Genomic DNA, 20,463 nt, shown 5'->3' with positions numbered 1-20,463 from the left:
CCATTGTCGCAAGACCGCCTGTGCGCTTGTCGGCTCCCGGCCAGGCGGCCACAGTGCAGGGGATACGTCGACTACCTTCCTTCCGGAGGATCATCATGCCGTTAGGCCGTTGGAACCCGTCAGAAGCTCTTGCCCGCATCGAGTCCGAGGTCGACCACGCCGCTTCGCGCGCCCACTCCGCCTCCGTCTCCACCACGACCGAGGGCGACGACCTCGTCATCACCGTCGACGGCGTCGACCCGAGCAACGTCGACGTCCAGGTCTCCGGCGGCCGCCTCACCATCAAGGGCGGCGGCGGCACGAGCACCTCGTCGCACCACGAGGAGGGCGGCGCGACGTTCTCGTCGAGCTCGTCCAGCTCCAGCTCGTTCAGCCGCAGCTTCTCGCTGCCCGACGGCGTGACCGAGTCGGACGTCTCCACCACCCCGTCCGCGAACGGCGTCACCGTCCGCATCCACAACGCCGCCTAGACGATCAGCCGCAAGGCACCGGGCACGCACTCGACCGTGACGGGGAGCGGGCAGATCCGCTCCCCGTCGGCGTACGCCGTGACCCCCTCGGCGGCCAGCTCGATCCTGCGCGCCCGGAACGTCCTGACCCGCGGGTCGTGCACGTGCGTCCCCTTGAACACCTTGGGCCGCAGCCGCATCAGCGTGCGCCGGTTGAGCGGCTCGGCGACGACCACGTCCAGCAGCCCGTCGGTGGGGTCGGCTCCGGGCACGATCCGGAATCCGCCGCCGTAACTCTCGGTGTTGCCGATCGCGACCAGCACCGAGTCGAAGACGCTCTCCTCGTCGTCGATCCGCATGGTGTACGACCTGCTGCGCAACGCCAGCAACTCCTCGACGATCGCCAGGTTGTACCGCTGGGGACCACGCGGCCAGCGCATGCGGTTGGCCCGCTCGTTGACGAACGCGTCGAACCCGGCCGCCATGACCGCCCCGAACCACGCCGTGGTCCCGTCGGCCCCCTCGACCCGCGCGAGGTCCACGCTTCTCGTGGTCGTGCCGGCCGCGATCGCCTCGGCCGCCCGCAGCGTGTCCCCGGGCAGCCCGAGCCGGACCGCGAAGTCGTTGCCGGTCCCGGCGGGCACGATCCCGAACGGCGCCCCCGTCGCGGCCACCGCCTGCAGCCCGAGGTGCACCGTGCCGTCGCCGCCCATCGCGACCACGGCCCGGCCGCTCAGGACGGCCGCCTTGCCCTGCTCCACCATGCCGTCCCGGCTGGTCGCGGTGACCACGTCGACCGCGTGCCCACCGGCCTTGAGCCGCGCCACGACCTCAGGCAGCAGTCCGGCCCGCCGCCCTTTGCCGGCGGTCGGATTGGCGAGCAACGCGATGTCCATCGCACGGATGCTAGGCGGTGCCTCCCCCACCGCTGTCGCGGCGGGGCCCGGCGGGGATTCTCACCCGCACCCCAATGCGCCGCTCCGCGGCGCACTGCCCGCGCTGAGGCGCGTGGCAGGGCAAGCGGCGCGTGCGCGCCGCATCCGGTGGTCGCTCACCGTCCGGGCCGGACGGTGAGCGCGGCGACTGGCCACTCGCGTCGTCTCCTCAGCAGGTTTCCAACTCGGCAGTGGACAGCCAGAAACGGCCGCGCCTGCACTCCAGGCACGCATGCCGCAAGTCGACCCCGGCGGCCTCAGGCAGCAGTCCGGCCCGCCGCCCTTCACCGGCGGTCGGATTGGCGAGCGGCCCGATGTCCACGCGAGGATGCCAGGGCCTTCCCCGCCCACCGGGACCACACCGGGGCTGCGCCCGCGGCGTGCGCGCCGTGCCGGAGCCCATGGCCGGCCGAACCAGGCGCCGGCCGAACCAATGGGCACACCGGACCGGAGGCCGGCCGAAGCACACGCCGACCGGAGCTGGGGCCGGCGCTTCTCGTGATCCGGAAGACTTCGTGCACCGGGTCCCCGGCGCGGACAGCACGACGCCCGCCGGCTGATGCGCGGCGGGCGTCGGGGCTGAGCGGGTGGGGTGGGTCAGGTGATGTCGTCGTACCGGCTGTCGAGGGACCTCGGACGCTCGACCGGCGTCGGGCCGTCCACCGGGGTGGGTGCCTCGATCGGGTCGTAGCCGCCGACTGAGGTGGCCGCGGCGACCGGCTCCGGCGCGAGGTCGTCGATCGAGGAGATCTCGTCGTCGTCGACGTCGGCGTAGATGGACTGGTTGCGGCCCTTGCGCTTGTCGTTGATCAAGGCGACGCCGACCGCGCCGAAGTACAGCAACGACATGGCCAGTGCCAGGCCCGACATGGTGAACGGGTCGGGGGTCGGCGTGGCGACGGCGGCGAAGGCGAAGAAGATGAACACCACGGCGCGCCACCAGCCCAGCAGCTTGCGGCCACTGAGGATGCCGGCGAAGTTGAGCATCATCGCGATCAGCGGGAACTCGAACGCGACGCCGAAGACCAGCATGCCGGTGGTGATGAAGTCGACATAGCGGGTGATGTCCAGCGAGGTGTGGACGATGTCCTCGCTCGGCAGCAGGTACTCCAGGCCGTGGCCGAGAGCGAACCAGGCGAGGAACGCGCCGAGCGCGAAGAGCGGGGTCGCGATCGAGATGAAGATGTACGCGTACTTGCGCTCGTGGCGGTGCAGGCCCGGCGCGATGAACGCCCACAGCTGATACATCCACCAGGGAGCGGTGATGAGCAGGCCGAGCCAGAGGCCGACCTTCAACTGCAGGAGGAAGAAGTCGGCCACGCCCAGCTGGACGAAGTCACACCCCCGGCCGCGGGAGGTCATGACGTCGCAGACCGGCTGCTTGACCAGCTTGATCGCGTTGCCGGACTGCCAGAAGCCGATGGCGAAGCCGAAGACCAGGCCGAGACAGGCTTTGAACAGGCGGTTGCGCAGCTCCCGCAGGTGCTCCATGAGGGTCATGGAGCCGTCTGCGGCGCGTTCGAACTGCGACGGTGCCCTTTCCTGGCGCCGCCTGGCGAGGATGCTCACGACGCTCGAGTGCCTCAGCGCTCGGGGACGCGGTTGACGGGGTCGACGGTCGGCGCGGGCGACGGCCGGTTGTCGTCGATCGTGCCCTGCAGCGGCGCGCGACCCGACTGGGCCTCGGCCTTGGCGTCGACGTTGTCCTCGGCGAGACCCTTGGTCTCAGCCTTGATGATCCTCAGCGATCGACCCAGCGACCGCGCCGCGTCAGGCAGACGCTTGGCGCCGAACAGAAGGATCAGCACCACCACCAACACGATGATGTGCCACGGCTTGAGTGCACCCATGTGAAGCCACCTCACTGTCTTTATGCTGCCCGACCCATCGTACTGGTCACTTCGGGTGACGGGCAGAGGCCGGGTTGCGGGAAGGGGTCCGGCCGCTGAAGTCCTGACGAGTGTTGACGCTGAACTGCCCGATCGTCAACCATCCGTCCGGACAAAGGTGCTATTTGCCCAGTTGATCCGCAAGGTTTCTTAACTGTTAGCGAGCGGCGGGGCGCTGGTCAGCGTCTTCGAGCTCGCCGCGGCGCGCCTGGATGACCAACGCCTGCTCCTGCATGGCGGCCAGGCGGGGCTGCATCGCCTCGGCGGTCTGCTGCAGGCGGGCCAGGTGGGGCTGGAGTCGCTTCTCGCCGTCGAGAAGCCTGCGCTGCAGGGACTGCGCGGTGTTACCGAACTGACGCAAGCGACCGGCCGTCGACATCACCACGGCGATGAGGACGATCAGCGCGACCAGGACGATGCCACCCGAGATCCACCAGAGCACCCACCGACCTTAAACCACCGGCTACGGCAGTGCCGGGATGGGCGCGTCGTAGGCGGCGAGCGCGGCGCGCGCCGTGGCGGCCACCGACGCGACCAGCTCCGGCGGCGACACGACCGACACCTCGGCGCCCAGCCCGAGCACCATCCGCCGGGCCCAGTCCAGGTCGGAGGCGCGCAGCGAGACCGTCCAGTGCTCCCCCGGACCCCGCACGACCTCCTCGCACGGGTACTGCTCGGTGATCCACCGCGCGCCCCGGCCCACCCGCAGCGTGATGAGCGGCAGGTCGGACGTGGGCCGGAAGAGGGTGCCGGTGCGCGTGTCGGTCGGCTGCGCCTGCACCGGCACGCGGGCGGGCTCGTCCAGCTCGGCGGAGGCGTCGATCCGGTCGACCCGGAAGAGCCGCACCGCCTGGGCGCGGCGGCACCACGCCTCCAGGTAGGCCCAGCGGCCGACGACGAGGACCCGCATCGGGTCGACGACGCGCTCGGTCGTCTCGTCGCGGGTCGCGGTGTAGTACGTGATCCGCAGCGCGTGCCGGCGGTCGACGGCGCCGCGCAGCTCCTCGAGGCGGTCGGCGTTGCCGGGGAGACGGACGGCCACGGCCGCGTCGGCGAGGTCGCCGGCCGCGTGCTCGATCTTCGCCAGGGCCCGGTGGACGCCGTCGCGCTCGCCGACGCCGGGGGTCTCGGCGAGCATGCGGAGCGCGACGATGAGCGCGAGGGCCTCGTCCGGCGTGAGGCGCAGCGGGCGGTCGATGCCGGCGTCGTACATGACGGTGACGCCGTCGCCGATGAACGCCATGTCGATGAGGTCACCGGGACCGTACCCCGGCAGGCCGCACAGCCACAGCAGCTCGAGGTCCTCGCGCAGCTGGCGCTCGGTGATGTCGTGGTCGGCGGCCGCCTCGGCGAGGGTGATCCCCGGCCGGGCCTGCAGGTAGGGCACCAGGTTGAGCAGCCGGCCGAGCCGGTCGACGGACGTGGTCATACCGCAACCTCCGCGCGGGCCTCGGAAGGTGCGCCCGCGACGATCTCCTTGAGGCGCTTGACGACCTCGTCGCGCAGCGGCGGCGGGTCGAGCACCACGACGTCGGCGCCATACCCGACCAGCCAGCCGGCGAAGAAGTCGATGTCGGCGTAGCGCAACGTGAGCCGGTCGCCCTCCGGTGTGGCCACGCACGACTCCGCCCAGCGGCGCACGCCCGCCGCGCGGCCGGGCCGCACGAGGACCGTCGCCGGGCTGGTGCGCTCGACCGGGCCGCTCGTCTTCGCGACGTAGGCGATCAGGTCGACCTTCGGCGGCTCGTACGCGCCGCGCCGGCCCACCCGCCGGACGCCGGAGACGATCCGGGACAGCCGGAAGCACCGCTCCGCCCCGCGCTCCAGGTCGTGGCCGACGACATACCACCGGCCGCGCCAGCAGACGACGCCCCACGGCTGCAGCTTGCGGGCGCGGGCGGTGTCGCGCTCGGGCACGTGGTAGTCGAACGTGACCGCCTGCCGGTCGCGGACGGCGGCGGTGAGCGGCTCGAAGGCCGGGTCGACGGTGACGACCGCCTCGACGCCGAGGGTGGCGTGCGGGTCGACGTCGATGCCGCCGGCGCGCAGCTTCGCCAGGCCGGACGACGCGGCGGCGGCGAGGCCGGTCTGCTGCCACAGCCGCGCGGCGATGCCGACGGCCGCCGCCTCGTCGGGCTCCAGGGGGATGTCGGGCAGCGCATACTCGCGACGGGCGATGCGGTAACCGGGCTCGTTGTCCCACACGGAGGGCGTGCCGATCTCCAGGGGCACGCCGAGCTCGCGCAGCTCGGCCTTGTCCCGCTCGAACTTGCGCTGGAACGCCTCGTGGTCGCGCTCGTCCTCCGGGTCGTGCTCGTAACCGGGCACGATGGAGGCGATCTGACCGGCGGTCAGGAAGCGGCGTGTCGAGAGCAGGCAGATCACCAGATTGACCAGGCGCTCGGTTCGGGTCCGCGACACGCCAGCGAACCTACCAGCCCGAACGCCCGTGCGGCGTCGCCCACGCGGTGACGGTTCGTTACGTCACGACGCGGTCACGGCGCGCAGACACGGTAGGTTGTCCCGATGATCCGCTGGCGCTGGGGGACGGTCGTCGCGCCCCGTACATCGTGGCACGGCAGCGTCGAGGTGGAGGTGGCCCTCGAGGCGCGCCGGCCGGACGACCCGGAGCGGGTCCAGGCCCTCGCCTACCCGGCCCTGGTGGGCACGCCGCAGGTCGGTGACCGGGTGCTGCTGAACGTCAACGCGCTCGCCCTGAGTCTCGGCACCGGCGGGTACGCCCTGGTCGTCGCGATCCCGGACCGCCTGCCGGACGACGTGGACGCCCCCGGCCACGTGGTCAAGGCGCGCTACACGCCGCTGCAGGCGGTCGTCCTGGCCGCCGACGAGGAGGTCTCGCCGCTTCGCGACGCACTGGCCAACAATTCCGACATCTCCGGAATGCCGGTGGTGATCGCAGACCTGCACTCCGCGCTCCCCGCCATCCTCGCCGGCGTCCACGCCGACCGGCCTTCGGCGAAGGTCGCGTACGTGATGACCGACGGCGGCGCGCTGCCCGCCTGGTTCTCCCGCACCGTCGACGCCCTGCGCCCGCTGCTCGCCGGCACGGTCACCACCGGCCAGGCGTTCGGCGGCGACCTGGAGTCGACCAACGTGCACAGCGGCCTGCTCGCCGCCCGCCACGGTCTCGGCGCCGACCTGGCCATCGTCACGCAGGGCCCCGGCAACCTGGGCACCGGCACGTCGTGGGGCTTCTCCGGGGTCGCCGCGGGCGAGGCCGTCAACGCGGTCGCGGCGCTGGGCGGCCGGCCGGTCGCCGCGCCCCGCATCTCCGGCGCGGACCCCCGGCCCCGGCACCGCGGGGTGTCGCACCACAGCCTGACCGCGTTCGGGCGGGTCGCGCTCGCGCCGGCCGACCTCGTCGTGCCGTCGGACCTGGAGGCCGACCTCGCGCTGGTCGTACACGAGCAGCTGCGGCCGCTGTGTCCACCGCACCGCATCGTCACGCCCGTGGCCGAGGACCTGGAGCCCGCCCTGCTGGCGCTGCCGGTGCGGCTGTCGACGATGGGTCGCCGGTACGAGGAGGACCGCGCCTACTTCCTCGCCGCGGCGGCGGCCGGACGGGCAGCGGCCCAGAGCCTGCCGTCAGGCCTTGGCGAGGGCGGCGTTGGCGACTGACTGCAGCTGGCTCAGGTGGTTGGCCTCCGGGGCCGCGGCGACCACCAGGTAGACCGCGACGATCGCCTTGCCGCGGCGGGCGAGCAGCGTCTTGGACCTGTCGCTGAGTGCGGCCTCGCCGACGCCGCCGACGGCCTCGAGGGACTTGATCGTCGTCCAGAGCTTCTGCGACTGGGCCGCGTCGGGGAACGTGAGCGCGACGATCGTGACCTGGTCGCCGCCGCCGTTGCCGAAGGGGCACATCCGGGCCTGGGCGTTGAGGCCGAGGCTCTGCACGGCCTGGCCGTACTGCGCGACGGCGGCCGCGCCGTCACCGGCGCTCGCCTGCACGGACAGCCCGGTCGACTTCTGCACCTGGGCGGGGGTGATCAGGCCCTGGCAGCCGTCGGAGACGACCACCGGGGGCAGCGACGGGGACGGCAGGGGCAGCGCGGACGCCTCGCCGCCGGACGTCGGGACGGCGGGCAGCGGAGTGCGGCGCTCGCCGTCGTCCGTGCAGCCGGCCAGCAGAATGCAGATCGCCCCGGCCGCGAGCAGCCGCTTCACGGCGCCGCCTCCGCTGCGCTCCGGCGCCACCGCGACCGAACCCTGCAACCCCGGCTCGCGGCCCGAGACGCTCCGCTGGCCGCTCACGAGTACACCACCAGGGCGGTCATGACGGCGATGATGAGCACCAGGGCGAGCGCCAGGACCCAGGTCGGGATGGCCGGGCCGTCGGTCCGGTTGCGCTCGATCTCCTCGCGGATGCGCTGCAGCCGGCGACCGTGACGGTTGGACCGCGGCTTGTCCGGGTTTTCGCTCGCCTTCGGCTTCGGGTCCTCCGAAGGGGCGGGCTGACCGGCGGGGTTGTCATCCATAGCGCCGGCCAGCCTAACCCAACGTTCACATACTGGCGATCAGTCGGTCGACGCGCTCGTCGTAGGCCCGGAACGGGTCCTTGCACAGCACGGTGCGCTGCGCCTGGTCGTTGAGCTTCAGGTGGACCCAGTCGACGGTGAAGTCGCGGCGGCGCTCCTGCGCGTGCCGGATGAACTCACCCCGCAGGCGGGCCCGCGTGGTCTGCGGCGGGGTCTCCTTCGCCTCGAAGATGTCCAGGTCGCTGGAGACGCGGTCGACCTTCCCGCGGCGCTCGAGCAGGCCGTAGAGGCCCCGTCCGCGGCGCAGGTCGTGATACGCCAGATCCATCTGCGCGACCCGCGGGTGCGACAGCGGCAGGTCGTGCTTGGTCTGGTAGCGCTCGATCAGGCCGAGCTTGGTCACCCAGTCGATCTCGCGCTCGACACTCTTGAGGTTGCCGGTCTCGACCGCGTTGAGCACCCGCCCCCACAGCTCCATGACCCGCTTGGTCGGCGCGTCGGCGCCGCGCCGGTCGAGGAACTCGGTGGCCTTGTCGAAGTACTCCTGCTGGATCTCCAGCGCGCTGACCTCCTTGCCGCTGGCGAGGCGGACCCGGCGGCGGCCGGTGATGTCGTGGGACACCTCCCGGATGGCGCGGATCGGGTTCTCCAGCGAGAGGTCGCGCATGGCGACGCCGGCCTCGATCATCCGCAGCACGATGTCGGCGGTGCCGACCTTGAGCAGCGTGGTGACCTCGTTCATGTTCGAGTCGCCGACGATGACGTGCAGCCGCCGGTAGCGCTCGGCGTCGGCGTGCGGCTCGTCGCGGGTGTTGATGATCGGGCGGGACCGGGTGGTCGCCGAGGAGACGCCCTCCCAGATGTGCTCGGCGCGCTGCGACAGGCAGTACACGGCGCCGCGCGGGGTCTGCAGCACCTTGCCGGCGCCGCAGATGAGCTGGCGGGTGACCAGGAACGGGATCAGGATGTCGGCGAGACGTCCGAACTCGCCGTGCCGGCTGACCAGGTAGTTCTCGTGGCAGCCATACGAGTTGCCGGCGGAGTCGGTGTTGTTCTTGAACAGGTAGATCTCGCCCGCGATCCCCTCGTCGTGCAGCCGACGCTCGGCGTCGACCAGCAGGCCTTCGAGGATCCGCTCGCCGGCCCGGTCGTGGGTGACCAGGTCGGGCACCGAGTCGCACTCGGGCGTCGCGTATTCCGGGTGGGAGCCGACATCCAGGTAGAGGCGCGCGCCGTTGCGCAGGAACACGTTGCTGGAACGGCCCCATGACACGACGCGCCGGAACAGATAGCGGGCGACCTCGTCAGGCGACAGGCGGCGCTGTCCCCGATAGGTGCACGTGACCCCGTATTCGGTCTCAAGGCCGAAAATTCGCCGGTCCATGTAGGAACATTAGCCGCCTGAGCGCCGTTGTGACCCTATTGCGCCCGCAGACTTTGTGTATACGCCTCGCAGGTGACGAAGTCCGGCAGCCGTCCCTCGGCCCGCATCTGCGCGAACGACGGCGCCACGGCGTCCCTGGCGGACAGCTGCGGCTCGTCGACGGGCCAGACGATGCCGAGATCCGGGTCGAGCGGGTGGATGCCGTGCTCCCCCGTCGGGTTGTAGGTCTCCGAGCACAGGTAGGTGATCGTCGCGTCGTCGGTGAGCGCGCAGAACCCGTGCCCCAGACCCTCGCTCAGGTAGAGCGCGCGGCGGTCGACGTCGTCGAGCTGCACGCCCTCCCACCGGCCGAATGTCGGGGATCCGACCCGGATGTCGACGACGACGTCCAGCACGGCGCCCCTGGTGCAGGTGACGTACTTGGCCTGCCCGGGCGGCACGTCGGCGAAGTGGATACCGCGCACGACCCCCCGCCCGGAGACCGACACGTTGCCCTGCGCCAGCCGCAACGGGTGGCCGACCTCGGCACTGAGCTGCTCGAACCGGTAGAACTCCAGGAACAACCCACGGGGATCGCCGTGCAGCACCGGGGTGATCTCCCAGGCACCGGCGATCGAAAGTTGACGGAACTTCACGTGTGCGGCCCCACCCGTCGCAGTGTCGTTGGCTGGCTCGGTCGGCTCATTGTGCGGGCGGCGGTCAGGCTTCCCAATCGAGCAAATGGATCAGGTAATCGCCGTAGCCACTCTTGCGCAACGGCTCCGCCAATGCCCGCAGCTGTGCGTCATCGATGAAGCCCGCTCGCCAGACGACCTCTTCGACGCAGCCGATTTTCAGGCCCTGCCGCTCCTCGATCACCCGGACGAACTCGGCGGCCTGGACCATCGTGTTGAACGTACCCGTATCCAGCCACGCCGTGCCGCGATCCAGGATTGCCACGTGCAATTCGTCGCGTTCGAGGTACGCGGCGTTGACCGCGGTGATCTCCAGCTCGCCGCGGTCGCTGGGCTTGAGCTCCCGGGCGATCTGCACCACCCGGTTGTCGTAAAAGTACAGACCAGGCACCGCGTACCGCGACTTCGGGCGTGCTGGCTTCTCCTCGATCGACAGCACCTTGCCGTCGGCGTCGAACTCCACGACGCCGTAGTCCTGCGGGTTGGCCACCGGGTAGGCGAACACCCGCCCGCCCTTGAGCTCGGCGTTGTCGGCGAGGCGCTGGCCCAGCAGCGCGCCGTGGAAGATGTTGTCGCCGAGCACCAGCGCGACGGTGTCGTCGCCGATGAAGTCGGCGCCGATGATGAACGCCTGGGCGAGCCCCTCGGGGCGCGGTTGCGCCGCGTAACTGATCTCGAGGCCCCACTGGGTGCCGTCGCCGAGCAGTCGCTGGAACTGATCCTGGTCTTCGGGGGTGGTGATGACGAGGATCTCGCGGACCCCGGCCATCACCAACGTGGTCAGCGGGTAGTAGATCATCGGTTTGTCGAAGACGGGCATGAGCTGCTTCGACACCGCTTTTGTCAGCGGCCAGAGGCGGGAGCCGGTGCCACCGGCGAGGATAATGCCACGCACCCGGCCACCTTACGGGTAGTCGACACCCTCGGTCGACTCAGCGTCCAGGTGGGTGCACTAGACTCCCGATCCCGTGAGAATCCTCGTCACCGGCGGTGCCGGGTTCATCGGCTCCCACTACGTCCGCACCCTCCTCGGAGGCGGTTACCCGGCCTATGCCGGCGCGGCCGTGACCGTGCTCGACAAGCTCACCTATTCCGGCAATCGGGACAATCTGGCATCCGTGGCCGGTTCGTTCGACTTTGTCGAGGGTGACATCTGCGACGCCGACCTGGTGGAGCAGCTCATGCCCGGCCACGACGCCGTCGTGCACTTCGCCGCGGAGTCGCACGTCGACCGGTCGATCCTCGGCGCCGGGCCGTTCGTGACCACCAACGTCATCGGCACCCAGGTCCTGCTCGACGCGGCGCGCCGCGCGGGTGTCGGCCGCTTCCTGCACGTCTCGACCGACGAGGTGTACGGGTCGATCGACGAGGGCTCGTGGACGGAGGAGTGGCCGCTGCAGCCGAACTCGCCGTACTCGGCCTCGAAGGCGGGCTCGGACCTGCTGGTGCTCGCCTACCACCGCACCCACGGGATGGAGGTCGTGGTCACCCGCTGCTCCAACAACTACGGCCATTACCAGTTCCCCGAAAAGGTCATCCCTCTTTTCGTCACCAACCTCATCGACGGCCGGCAGGTCCCGCTGTACGGTGACGGCGGCAACATCCGCGACTGGCTGCACGTCTCCGACCACTGCGCCGGCATCCAGCTCGCGCTGGAGAAGGGCCGCGCCGGCGAGGTGTACAACATCGGCGGCGGGCGCGAACTGACCAACAAGGAGCTGACCGAGGTGCTCCTCGAGGCGACCGGCCGCGACTGGTCCGCGGTGCGTCCCGTCGAGGACCGCAAGGGCCACGACCGGCGCTACTCGCTGAGCCACGAGAAGATCAGCAACGAGCTGGGCTACGAGCCGGCCGTCACGTTCGAGGACGGCATCGCGGCGACGGTGGCCTGGTACAAGGAGAACCGCTCCTGGTGGGAGCCCCTGAAGACGCGCGCGGCGCTGTGACCCGTTACCTGGTCACCGGCGCCGGCGGGATGCTCGGCCAGGACCTCCTGGCGGCGCTGGACGGCCGGGCGGTGACCGCGTTGAAGCGCGCCGACCTGGACATCACCGACCCGCACGCGGTCCACGCCCTGGTCGACGGCCACGACGTGGTGTTCAACGCGGCGGCGTGGACCGACGTGGACGGCGCGGAGAGCGCCTACGAGTCCGCGCTCGCCGTCAACGGCACGGGCGTGACGGTGCTCGCTCAGGCGTGCCGCGCCTACGGTGCGCGGCTCGTGCACGTCTCGACCGACTACGTGTTCAACGGCGCCGGGACGTCGCCGTACGCCGAGGACGCGCCGACCGAGCCGCTGAACGCCTACGGGCACAGCAAGCTCTTCGGCGAGACCAGCGTGCTGACCACGCTGCCCGACTCCGGGTACGTGGTGCGCACCGCCTGGCTCTACGGCGCGCAGGGCCGCAACTTCGTCAAGACGATGCTGCGCCTCGCCGCCACCCGCGACTTCCTGGACGTGGTCGACGACCAGGTCGGCCAGCCGACCTGGTCGCGGGACCTGGCGGTCCGGCTCGTCGAGCTCGCCGACTCCGCCGCCCCCGCCGGGATCTACCACGGCACGGCCTCGGGGCAGACCACGTGGCACGGGCTGGCGCAGGCGGTGTTCGAGCTGTGCGGGCTCGACCCCGCGCGGGTCCGGCGGACGACCAGCGCGGCCTACGTGACGCCGGCCGCGCGGCCCTCGTACAGCGTCCTCGGCCACGACCGGTGGGCCGTCGCGGGGATGGCGCCGATGCGGGACTGGCATAGCATGCTGGCCGAGGCGCTGCGCGAGCCCGCGTTCGCGGCGGGCGTGGGCGCCGTCGGCAGTGGGGGTGCGGCGTGAAGCTCATCATCGTCACGGGCGTGACCGCCCTGGCGGTCCTCGCCTTCATGGTCGAGCTGCTGCGGCGGCGACAGCTGCAGGAGAAGTACGCGATCCTCTGGCTGGCCGTCAGCATCGTGATCCTGCCGATGGCGTTCTTCCCGCCCATCATCAACAACGTGGCCGAGGCGCTCGGCATCAAGTCCGGGGTGAGCCTCGTGCTCTTCCTCGGCATCGTGTTCCTGCTCATGGTCACGGTGCACCTCAGCTGGGAGGTGAGCCGCCTGGAGGAGGAGACCCGGACCCTGGCCGAGGACCTGGCCCTGCTGCGCAGCGAGCTCGGCCGCCCCCGCGAATCGTCCGCCGTGCCGGCCCCCCTGTCCCCGTCCTCGGACCTTCCCGCTGGGGCCTCTGATGATCAACGGTAAGAAGGTCCTGATCATCGTCCCGGCCTGGAACGAGGCCGGCTCCATCGCCGACGTCGTCGCCGAGGTCCGCGGCGAGCTGCCCGGCGTCGACATCATCGTGGTCGACGACGGCTCCTCCGACGACACCGCCGTGCGGGCCGCCTCGGCCGGCGCGATCGTGGCCCGGCTGCCGTTCAACCTGGGCGTCGGCGGGGCGATGCGCACCGGCTACCGGTATGCCCGCGACCACGGCTACGACGTCGCCATCCAGGTCGACGCCGACGGGCAGCACGACCCGCGGTACATCCCGAAGCTCGTCGACGCGCTCGACGAGCACGACCTGGTCATCGGCGCCCGGTTCGCGGGCGAGGGCGGCTACAGCGTCACCGGCCCGCGCAAGTGGGCGATGCGGATGCTCTCGGCGGTGCTGTCCCGGCTGGCCCGCACGAAGCTCAGCGACACCACGTCCGGGCACCGGGCCTGCAACCGCAAGCTGATCGAGTTCTTCGCCCACTGGTACCCGGCGGAGTACCTGGGCGACACGATCGAGGTCCTGGTCCGGGTCGCCCGCTCCGGCTACCGGATCACCCAGATCCCGGTGGCGATGCGCCCCCGGATGGCGGGCACCCCGAGCGCCTCGCCGATGAAGTCCACGATCTACCTGGGCCGCGCGGGCATCGTGCTGCTCCTGGCCCTGATCCGCACCTGACGTCGCCGCGTCCCGGCCGCCTGGCTCTGCAGTCTCTTCAGGCGGCCGGCTCGCCCGCTGCCGGGTTTCCCCGCCGCAGGCCTGCTGCCGTTCCTGCCGCAGGGTGCATTGCCGCCTGGTGTACCGCGGCCGGCTCCATCACTGTCGGCCGTGCTGCTGGCGGGTGTACCGCGCCACCGGGTTCTCCGCGGCTGCCGAGGTTCGGCGGCCGGCGGGTTTCCGCCGCAGGCGGGGTTCCGCCGCAGGCGGGGTTCCGCCGCAGGCGGGGTTCCGCCGCAGGCGGGGTTCCGCCGCAGGCGGGCTTACGCGGCCGGGCGCAGCTGAGTCAGGGCGCGCAGTGCGTCGGTGAGCGAGATCGGCCGGTCGTTGACCTCGGTGGCCAGGCACCATTCGACGTACTGCCGCATCAACGTCGACGGCTTCACGCCCTTGCTCTTCGCCACCGCGGCCAGGCGCTGCGCCACGTCCGACGGCAGGCGCATCGAGTAGACGGCCATGACCTCCGCGTCCGGCTTCGGTGGCAGCGCCGGCGTCGGCGCCCCCCGGTCGAACGTGAACTCCCCTGCCGCGACCGCCGCCACCATGGCGTCCATCTGCTGCTCGCTGAGCGGATCGGTGCTCATGCTGCGCTCGCCTCCCACTTCTCGAACTCGGCGAGCTCGTCAGGGGTCATGTCCCGCGCTCCGAGAATCCCCCAGCTGAACTGGCCTTCCTGCTTCACCACGACGATCAGCGCCCGGCCCGCCTCGGTCCGCGCCCAGATGCTGAGCGCCGGAATCCCCAACGCGAAGCCCGGCAGCGGCCGCCGCCGGTCGGCGTTCAGCGCCTCCAGCACCTCGACGTCGGTGATCCCGACCAGCGCCGCCAGCGTCGCCGGCCACCAGCGGTACGGCATGCCTCCAATGTACGACGCCCGTCAGACTTCCGTCCACGCCCCCACCCGTGGCGTCTCCGGCCGCCAGTTGATCGAATCGCGGATCCGGTCGTCCACGTAGCCGGATCCGCTACTCGATCAAGAACGCCGGTGCGGCATGTGCCCGGAACGACAACGCGCGAGCCTCCCGGAGGAGGCTCGCGCGGTGGTACGGCTGGACGTCGGCCGGTCAGGAGGTGGGCTTGTCCGTCTCCGTCTCCGTCTCCGGGGCGGGGCCGCTGGCGTTGTCGGCGGGGGTGCTCGGGGAGGCCGGCGGCTGGGGCTTGTCCTCCAGGCCCTCCTCGACCGACTCGGCCTTCGCCGGGTCGTCCAGGATGGCGGTGAGGGCGAGGCCCGTCAGCCGGCGGAACGTGCGGCCCGGGCGGTGCCGGTCCAGGACGGCGACCTCGAGCTGGTTGGCCGCCAGCTTCCTCGGCTGGCCGCCCTCGCCGCCGACGCTGCCGAGACCCTCGACCGCGAGCTTCAGGGCCTCAGCGAGCGTCTGGTCGGGCCGCAGGCGGGTTTTCACGGCGCCGGAGATGGTGTCGGACTGGCCGCCCATGGTGACGAGGCCGGGCTCGTCCTGGACGGAGCCGTCGTACGTGATGCGGTAGAGCTCGTCGCCGTCGGCGGTGGCGCCCACCTCGGCGACGCAGATCTCGACCTCGTACGGCTTCTGCTCCTGGGTGAAGATGGCGCCGAGGGTGCGGGCGTAGGCGTTGGCGACCTGGCGCCCGGTGACGTCGCGGCGGCCGTAGGAGTAGCCGTGCAGGTCGGCGAGCCGGACGCCGGCCGAGCGCAGGTTCTCGAACTCGGGATAGCGGCCGACGGCGGCGAAGCCGATCCTGTCGTAGATCTCGCTGACCTTGTGCAGGGCGGTCGACAGGTTCTCCGCGACGAAGAGGACGCCGCCCTCGTAGCTGAGCACCACGACGCTGCGACCGCGCGCGATGCCTTTGCGCGCGTATTCCGAGCGATCCCGCATGATCTGCTCGGGCGAGGCGTAGAACTGCATGGCCACGGGGCGGGTTCTCCTTCTGACGTGGGAGCTGGCTGACGGGGGCGGGGGGACGGAGGGCTCAGACGCCCGGGTTGTCGGCGCGCTCGGCGATGACGGCCTCGGCGACCGCGCGGGTCTCCTCGTCGGTGAGCCGGTGGGTGCCCTCGACGGTGGCCGTCATGATGACCGGGAAGATGCCGCGCAGCAGGTCGGGGCCGCCGGTCGCGGTGTCGTCGTCGGCGGCGTCGTAGAGCGCCTCGACGGCGATCTTCACGGCCTCGGCGGTGGTGATGCCGGGCTTGTACCGCTTCTTCATCGACGACTTCGCGAACAGCGAACCCGAGCCGATCGAGTCGTAGCCGCGCTCCTCGTAGACGCCGCCGGCGACGTCGAAGCTGAAGATGCGCCCGGCCTTGTCGACGGACTTGGCGTCGACGTCGAACCCGGCGAACAGCGGCACCACGGCCAGGCCCTGCATCGCGGCGCCCAGGTTGTTGCGGACCATGGTGGCGAGGCGGTTGGCCTTGCCCTCCAGCGAGAGCATCGAGCTCTCGATCTTCTCGTAGTGCTCCAGCTCGACCTGGAACAGGCGCATCATCTCCAGGCCGAACCCGGCGGTGCCGGCCATGCCGACCAGCGAGTAGGCGTCGGCGGCGAAGACCTTCTCGATGTCGCGCTGGGCGATGAGGTTGCCCATCGTCGCGCGCCGGTCGCCGCCCATGAGCACACCGTCGGCACAGGTGATGGCGACGATCGTGGTCGCGTGCGCGCTCACGTCGGCGGCCATGCCGGGCGGCAGCGGCCGGCGACCCGGGAGCATCTCGGGCGCGACGGCCGACAGGAACTCGCTGAACGACGAGGTCCCCGCGGCGTGGAACGCGGCCGGCAGACGCCCAGAGTGGTCAAGACCCGTCGGCAACGGAGCTCCCTTCACAAGGATGATCGACTGTAGTTGACCAAACAATACGCCCGTCGGCCCGGATGCGTCCGGACCGACGGGGCCTTCTCAGTGACGGCTACTGGCCGCCCTTTTGCACGTATCCGCGGACGAACTCTTCGGCGTTCTCCTCGAGCACCGAGTCGATCTCGTCGAGGAGGTCGTCGACGTCCTCGCCAAGCTGCTCGACCCGCTCGGCTGTCTCAGGGTTGACCTCGGGCGCGGCGACGTCCTCTTCCTCGTCGCGCCGCGACTTACCGGATTGGGACTGCCCGCCCGTATCCCTCGTCGCCATGTCTCATCCTCCTCGGGGGACCACCAAACAACCGCTGCATCGAACTTACCCGGAAGTGATCGCTTCGAGCAGATCCTTCGCGCTCGGGCATTTGTCGAACAGTGCACCAACGTGCTTCTTGGTCCCTCGTTCGGGCTCCATCATCGGCACCCGCACCAGCGACTCCCTGCCCACGTCGAAGATGACGGAGTCCCAGCTCGCCGCAACCACCTCGGCGGGGTATTTCGCCAGGCACCGGCCGCGGAAGTAGGCCCGGGTGTCGTCCGGCGGCTCGACGATCGCGCGCTGGATCTCGTCCTCGGTGAACAGCGTCTGCATCGACCCGCGGGCGACCAGCCGGTGATAGAGGCCCTTCTCCGCGCGGACGTCGGAATACTGCAGGTCGACCAGCTGCAGCTTGTGCGAGGACCAGCCCAGCGACTCGCGCTCGCGGTAGCCCTCCAGGAGGCGGAGCTTGGCGACCCAGTCGAGCTCGCCGGCGCACAGCATCGGGTCGCGGCCGAGCCGGTCCAGCACGCTCTCCCAGCGCTCGAGCACGTCGGCGGTCTGCTCGTCGACATCGGACCCCTGCCGGGAGTCCACGTAGGCGCGGGCCCGCTCATAGAACGCCCACTGGATGTCCAGCGCGCTCAGCCGCCGGCCGTCGCGCATACGGATCAGGTGCTTCAGCGACGGGTCGTGGCTGACCGCCTTGAGCTCGGTCACCGGGTCGGCGATGCCGAGGTCGCCCGGCAGCGCCTTGTCCTCGATCATCGCCAGGATGAGCGACGTCGTGCCGACCTTGAGGTAGGTGGAGATCTCCGACAGGTTGGCGTCGCCGATGATGACGTGCAGCCGCCGGTACTTGTCGGCGTCGGAGTGCGGCTCGTCGCGGGTGTTGATGATCGGCCGCTTCAGCGTGGTCTCCAGGCCGACCTCGACCTCGAAGAAGTCGGCCCGCTGGGAGATCTGGAAGCCGGGGCCGGACCCGTCCTGCCCGATGCCGACCCGGCCCGCCCCGCACACGATCTGCCGGGTGACGAAGAACGGGGTGAGGTGCATGACGATGTCGGCGAACGGGGTCTGCCGCCGCATGAGGTAGTTCTCATGCGTGCCGTAGCTGGCGCCCTTGTTGTCGGTGTTGTTCTTGTACAGATGGATCGGCAGCGTCCCCGGGATCGTGGCCGCGCGGCGGGACGCCTCGGCCATCACCCGCTCGCCGGCCTTGTCCCACAGCACGATGTCACGCGGGTTGGTGCACTCGGGCGTGGAGTATTCGGGGTGCGCGTGGTCCACGTAGAGCCGCGCACCATTGGTCAGTATCACGTTGGCCAGGCCGAGGTCCTCGTCCGCGAGGGCCTCCGCCGGGTCGTAGAGGGCACCCGAGTAGGTGAACCCGCGTGCGTCGCGCAGCGGGGACTCCTCCTCGTAGTCCCACCGGGCCCGGCCGCCCTTCGTGAGCTCGGGTCGTGCGCCATAAGCGTTGACCACCTGGGATGACGTCACCATCGGGTTGGCTCCCGGCTGGCCGGGCACCGACACGCCGTATTCGACCTCAGTGCCCATCACGCGCCGCACACTCATGCCCACAACCCTAGTCGCAAGGTACGACAGTCTGCCTCCACCGCGGCGCGCCAGGTTTGCATGATGTCCGATTGTTGTGAAGCCGTCGCCGCCCGTAACATCCACGGATGCGAATCTTGGTCGCCTTCGAGGGTGCAGGCGCGGGTGAGGCGCCCCTGTCATGGGGGCAGCGGGACATCTGGGCGTCGATGACCAGGTTCGGCGAGCAGCTGCCGCTCGGCGGGGTGACGCCGCTGCCCCCTGGCCGGTCCGTCGAGGACGTCGCGGCCGAGCTGCGGTACCTCATGGGCCGCTACCAGGTGCTGCGCACGCGGCTGCGGTTCGCCGGCGACGGGACGCCCCGGCAGGTCGTCGCGGCCGGCGGCACCGCCACGCTGGAGGTCCTGGACACCGAGGCCGACGCCGAGGCCGAGGCGGGCCGGATGCTCGACCGGTTCCGCCACGAACCCGTCGACTTCACCAGCGACTGGCCGATCCGGATGGGTGTCGTGCGCCATGCCGGCCGCCTCACCCACCTGTGCGCCGTGATCTGGCACATCGCGATGGACCGCTCCGGGGCCGCGGTGATGCTGCGGGAGGTCGCCGCGAGGGTCCAGGAGCCCGTCAGCGGCATGCAGCCCCTCGAACAGGCCGGCTGGCAGGCGTCGGACGCCGGCGCGCGGCAGAGCCGCAGCGCGCTGCGGCACTGGGAGCGGGTCCTGCGCGCGATGCCGCCGCCGTGGCCCCGCTCGTCCCGGCGGCGGGAGCGGCCCCGGCACTGGAAGGGCCGCCTGGTCTCCCCCGCGATCCCCCTCGCCACGCGGGTCCTCGCGGACCGGACCGGCGCGGACCCCTCCACCACGCTGCTCGCCGGGTTCGCGGTCGCGGTGCGCCGCTGCGCGGGCGTCGACCCGGTGCCGGTGCTGCTGGTGACCAGCAACCGCTTCCGCCCCGGGCTGGCGGACGTGGTCGCGCCGGTCGCCCAGCCGGGGCTGTGCCTCGTCGACGTCGCCGACGCCACGTTCGAGCAGGTCGTGGCGGGCGCCCAGCGAGCGGCCACGACCGCCTACAAGCACGCGTACTACGACACGGCGTCGAAGGAGTCCCTGGTCGCGCGGATCGCGGCGGAGCGCGGCCCGCAGTTCCGGGTCGACTTCCACCTCAACGACCGCCGCGGCCCCGTCCCGCCGCCGGCGCGGGGCTCGCTGCGGGAGGCCGTGACCCGCCGGACCCTCGACTGGACGCCGTTCAAGGACACCCCGTCGAGCCGCCTGTTCGTGCACGCCGACGACGCCGGCCCGGCCACCGCGCTCACCTGCTACGCCGACACCCACCACCTCTCCCTGGCGGAGGCGTCCACGGTACTGACAACCCTCGAGACCGTCCTGACCGACGCCGCGCTCCAAGCCATAGGCTGACCAGGGTTGCCTCTCGTCGGCGGCGGCGTCGCCGGTACTGACGCCCCGCTCTCTCACACGGGCGCTGCGAGCCGCCGGCTGGGCAGCGGGTTGACCACGACCTCCCAGCAGCGGAGGCGTCGCCGGTACTGACGGCCGTCCTGACCGGCGGGGTGCTGCAAGCGGCCGGCTGGGCAGTGGTTGCCCGCGGTCTCTCCGGCGGCGATGGCCGTCATCGGCGCAGACGACCCAGCAGGCCCTTCCTGACCGGCACAGCGCTGCGAGCCGCCAGCTGAGCAGCGGTCGTCCACCGGCTTTCGGCGGCGAGAGCGTCGCCGGCGCAGACGACCCCGCGGGCCGTCCAGACCGACACGGCTCTACGCGCCACCGACCGACCTGCCGTCGCCCGCGGCCACCCGGCGGCGAGGGCGTCGCTGACACGGGTAACCCCGCAGGCGTCCTGACCGACGGGGTGCTGGGGGCGGTCGGCTGGGCGGTGGTTGTTCGCGGCCGGGACGGTCGCGTCGCGGCCTTGGCCGGGGCGGGGGGGGGGGGGGCCCCCCCCCCCCCCCCGGGGGGGCGACAAAAAACCGGCGGGGGCGGGGGGGCCCCCACGCCCCACCCCGGGCA

General features: G+C 71.4%; 24 protein-coding genes. 7 read left to right on the top strand and 17 right to left on the bottom strand.

What is annotated here, in order from left to right:
* Positions 1-95 precede the first annotated feature (95 nt).
* Entirely contained in the window at positions 96-470 is a 375-nt protein-coding gene (locus ABZ321_RS41900; protein ID WP_344502193.1) for an Hsp20/alpha crystallin family protein, read from the top strand.
* On the opposite strand, the gene ABZ321_RS41895 is transcribed toward ABZ321_RS41900, so the two are convergent.
* From ABZ321_RS41895 to ABZ321_RS41870, 6 genes are all read right to left on the bottom strand, one after another.
* Positions 467-1,345, bottom strand: coding sequence for a diacylglycerol kinase (locus ABZ321_RS41895; RefSeq protein ID WP_354901282.1), 879 nt, complete (start codon positions 1,343-1,345; stop codon positions 467-469). The two genes, ABZ321_RS41900 and ABZ321_RS41895, sit on opposite strands and share 4 nt — an antisense overlap.
* A gap of 636 nt (positions 1,346-1,981) precedes the next feature.
* Positions 1,982-2,884 (bottom strand): twin-arginine translocase subunit TatC, encoded by a 903-nt coding sequence (gene tatC, locus ABZ321_RS41890; protein ID WP_344502191.1) that lies wholly within the window; start codon positions 2,882-2,884, stop codon positions 1,982-1,984.
* Between the two features lie 83 nt (positions 2,885-2,967).
* Positions 2,968-3,234 (bottom strand): Sec-independent protein translocase subunit TatA, encoded by a 267-nt coding sequence (gene tatA / locus ABZ321_RS41885; RefSeq protein WP_344502190.1) that lies wholly within the window; start codon positions 3,232-3,234, stop codon positions 2,968-2,970.
* Between the two features lie 196 nt (positions 3,235-3,430).
* Complete coding sequence (locus ABZ321_RS41880) at positions 3,431-3,715, bottom strand: hypothetical protein (protein ID WP_344502189.1); 285 nt, start codon at positions 3,713-3,715, stop codon at positions 3,431-3,433.
* A gap of 21 nt (positions 3,716-3,736) precedes the next feature.
* Positions 3,737-4,702, bottom strand: a complete 966-nt coding sequence (locus ABZ321_RS41875) for a WYL domain-containing protein (protein ID WP_344502188.1) — start codon at positions 4,700-4,702, stop codon at positions 3,737-3,739.
* A complete protein-coding gene (locus ABZ321_RS41870; RefSeq protein ID WP_344502187.1) occupies positions 4,699-5,694 on the bottom strand; it encodes a WYL domain-containing protein in 996 nt (331 codons plus the stop codon). The genes ABZ321_RS41875 and ABZ321_RS41870 overlap by 4 nt, the downstream gene beginning before the upstream one ends.
* 105 nt (positions 5,695-5,799) lie before the next feature.
* On the opposite strand from ABZ321_RS41870, the gene ABZ321_RS41865 reads away from it, so the two are divergent.
* Positions 5,800-6,912 (top strand): DUF3866 family protein, encoded by a 1,113-nt coding sequence (locus tag ABZ321_RS41865; RefSeq protein WP_354901279.1) that lies wholly within the window; start codon positions 5,800-5,802, stop codon positions 6,910-6,912.
* Here the strand turns inward: ABZ321_RS41865 and ABZ321_RS41860 are convergent.
* From ABZ321_RS41860 to rfbA, 5 genes are all read right to left on the bottom strand, one after another.
* Positions 6,880-7,545, bottom strand: coding sequence for a hypothetical protein (locus ABZ321_RS41860; protein WP_344502185.1), 666 nt, complete (start codon positions 7,543-7,545; stop codon positions 6,880-6,882). The two genes, ABZ321_RS41865 and ABZ321_RS41860, sit on opposite strands and share 33 nt — an antisense overlap.
* Complete coding sequence (locus ABZ321_RS41855; RefSeq protein ID WP_354901277.1) at positions 7,542-7,769, bottom strand: hypothetical protein; 228 nt, start codon at positions 7,767-7,769, stop codon at positions 7,542-7,544. The genes ABZ321_RS41860 and ABZ321_RS41855 overlap by 4 nt, the downstream gene beginning before the upstream one ends.
* A 25-nt stretch (positions 7,770-7,794) precedes the next feature.
* Complete coding sequence (gene pafA / locus ABZ321_RS41850; RefSeq protein WP_344502183.1) at positions 7,795-9,153, bottom strand: Pup--protein ligase; 1,359 nt, start codon at positions 9,151-9,153, stop codon at positions 7,795-7,797.
* A gap of 35 nt (positions 9,154-9,188) precedes the next feature.
* Complete coding sequence (locus tag ABZ321_RS41845) at positions 9,189-9,788, bottom strand: dTDP-4-dehydrorhamnose 3,5-epimerase family protein (protein WP_344502182.1); 600 nt, start codon at positions 9,786-9,788, stop codon at positions 9,189-9,191.
* A gap of 64 nt (positions 9,789-9,852) precedes the next feature.
* The gene (rfbA, locus tag ABZ321_RS41840) at positions 9,853-10,722 is read right to left on the bottom strand and encodes a glucose-1-phosphate thymidylyltransferase RfbA (protein WP_344502181.1); all 870 of its coding nucleotides are present in this window, start codon (positions 10,720-10,722) and stop codon (positions 9,853-9,855) included.
* Positions 10,723-10,795: 73 nt separating this feature from the next.
* Here rfbA and rfbB point away from each other — a divergent pair, with 73 nt between their 5' ends.
* Genes rfbB through ABZ321_RS41820 form a run of 4 tightly spaced genes read left to right on the top strand, consistent with a single transcriptional unit; the run spans position 10,796 to position 13,749 of the window.
* Positions 10,796-11,773, top strand: a complete 978-nt coding sequence (gene rfbB / locus ABZ321_RS41835; protein WP_344502180.1) for a dTDP-glucose 4,6-dehydratase — start codon at positions 10,796-10,798, stop codon at positions 11,771-11,773.
* Entirely contained in the window at positions 11,770-12,654 is an 885-nt protein-coding gene (gene rfbD / locus ABZ321_RS41830; protein WP_344502179.1) for a dTDP-4-dehydrorhamnose reductase, read from the top strand. Before rfbB ends, rfbD begins: the two co-directional genes overlap by 4 nt.
* Complete coding sequence (locus ABZ321_RS41825; RefSeq protein ID WP_344502178.1) at positions 12,651-13,061, top strand: DUF2304 domain-containing protein; 411 nt, start codon at positions 12,651-12,653, stop codon at positions 13,059-13,061. The genes rfbD and ABZ321_RS41825 overlap by 4 nt, the downstream gene beginning before the upstream one ends.
* Positions 13,048-13,749, top strand: coding sequence for a glycosyltransferase family 2 protein (locus ABZ321_RS41820; protein ID WP_344502177.1), 702 nt, complete (start codon positions 13,048-13,050; stop codon positions 13,747-13,749). Before ABZ321_RS41825 ends, ABZ321_RS41820 begins: the two co-directional genes overlap by 14 nt.
* 302 nt (positions 13,750-14,051) lie before the next feature.
* Here ABZ321_RS41820 and ABZ321_RS41815 read toward each other — a convergent pair whose 3' ends face one another.
* The 6 genes from ABZ321_RS41815 to dop all read right to left on the bottom strand — a co-directional run bounded on the left by ABZ321_RS41815 (position 14,052) and on the right by dop (position 18,457).
* Entirely contained in the window at positions 14,052-14,372 is a 321-nt protein-coding gene (locus ABZ321_RS41815; protein ID WP_344502176.1) for a hypothetical protein, read from the bottom strand.
* The gene (locus ABZ321_RS41810; protein WP_344502175.1) at positions 14,369-14,644 is read right to left on the bottom strand and encodes a hypothetical protein; all 276 of its coding nucleotides are present in this window, start codon (positions 14,642-14,644) and stop codon (positions 14,369-14,371) included. The genes ABZ321_RS41815 and ABZ321_RS41810 overlap by 4 nt, the downstream gene beginning before the upstream one ends.
* 208 nt (positions 14,645-14,852) lie before the next feature.
* A complete protein-coding gene (prcA, locus tag ABZ321_RS41805) occupies positions 14,853-15,683 on the bottom strand; it encodes a proteasome subunit alpha (RefSeq protein ID WP_344502174.1) in 831 nt (276 codons plus the stop codon).
* Between the two features lie 58 nt (positions 15,684-15,741).
* Positions 15,742-16,581 carry a proteasome subunit beta gene (gene prcB / locus ABZ321_RS41800; protein ID WP_344502173.1) on the bottom strand — a complete coding sequence of 280 codons (840 nt, stop codon included), beginning with the start codon at positions 16,579-16,581 and terminating at the stop codon, positions 15,742-15,744.
* A gap of 97 nt (positions 16,582-16,678) precedes the next feature.
* Complete coding sequence (locus tag ABZ321_RS41795) at positions 16,679-16,894, bottom strand: ubiquitin-like protein Pup (protein WP_033362892.1); 216 nt, start codon at positions 16,892-16,894, stop codon at positions 16,679-16,681.
* A gap of 45 nt (positions 16,895-16,939) precedes the next feature.
* Positions 16,940-18,457, bottom strand: a complete 1,518-nt coding sequence (gene dop, locus ABZ321_RS41790; RefSeq protein WP_344502171.1) for a depupylase/deamidase Dop — start codon at positions 18,455-18,457, stop codon at positions 16,940-16,942.
* A gap of 107 nt (positions 18,458-18,564) precedes the next feature.
* Here dop and ABZ321_RS41785 point away from each other — a divergent pair, with 107 nt between their 5' ends.
* The gene (locus ABZ321_RS41785; RefSeq protein ID WP_354901271.1) at positions 18,565-19,854 is read left to right on the top strand and encodes a condensation domain-containing protein; all 1,290 of its coding nucleotides are present in this window, start codon (positions 18,565-18,567) and stop codon (positions 19,852-19,854) included.
* The last annotated feature ends 609 nt before the right edge of the window (positions 19,855-20,463 follow it).

It is taken from the genome of Dactylosporangium sp. NPDC006015 (genome assembly GCF_040614215.1).
GTDB lineage: Bacteria > Actinomycetota > Actinomycetes > Mycobacteriales > Micromonosporaceae > Dactylosporangium > Dactylosporangium maewongense.
This window is presented reverse-complemented; position numbering and strand designations above follow the sequence as displayed.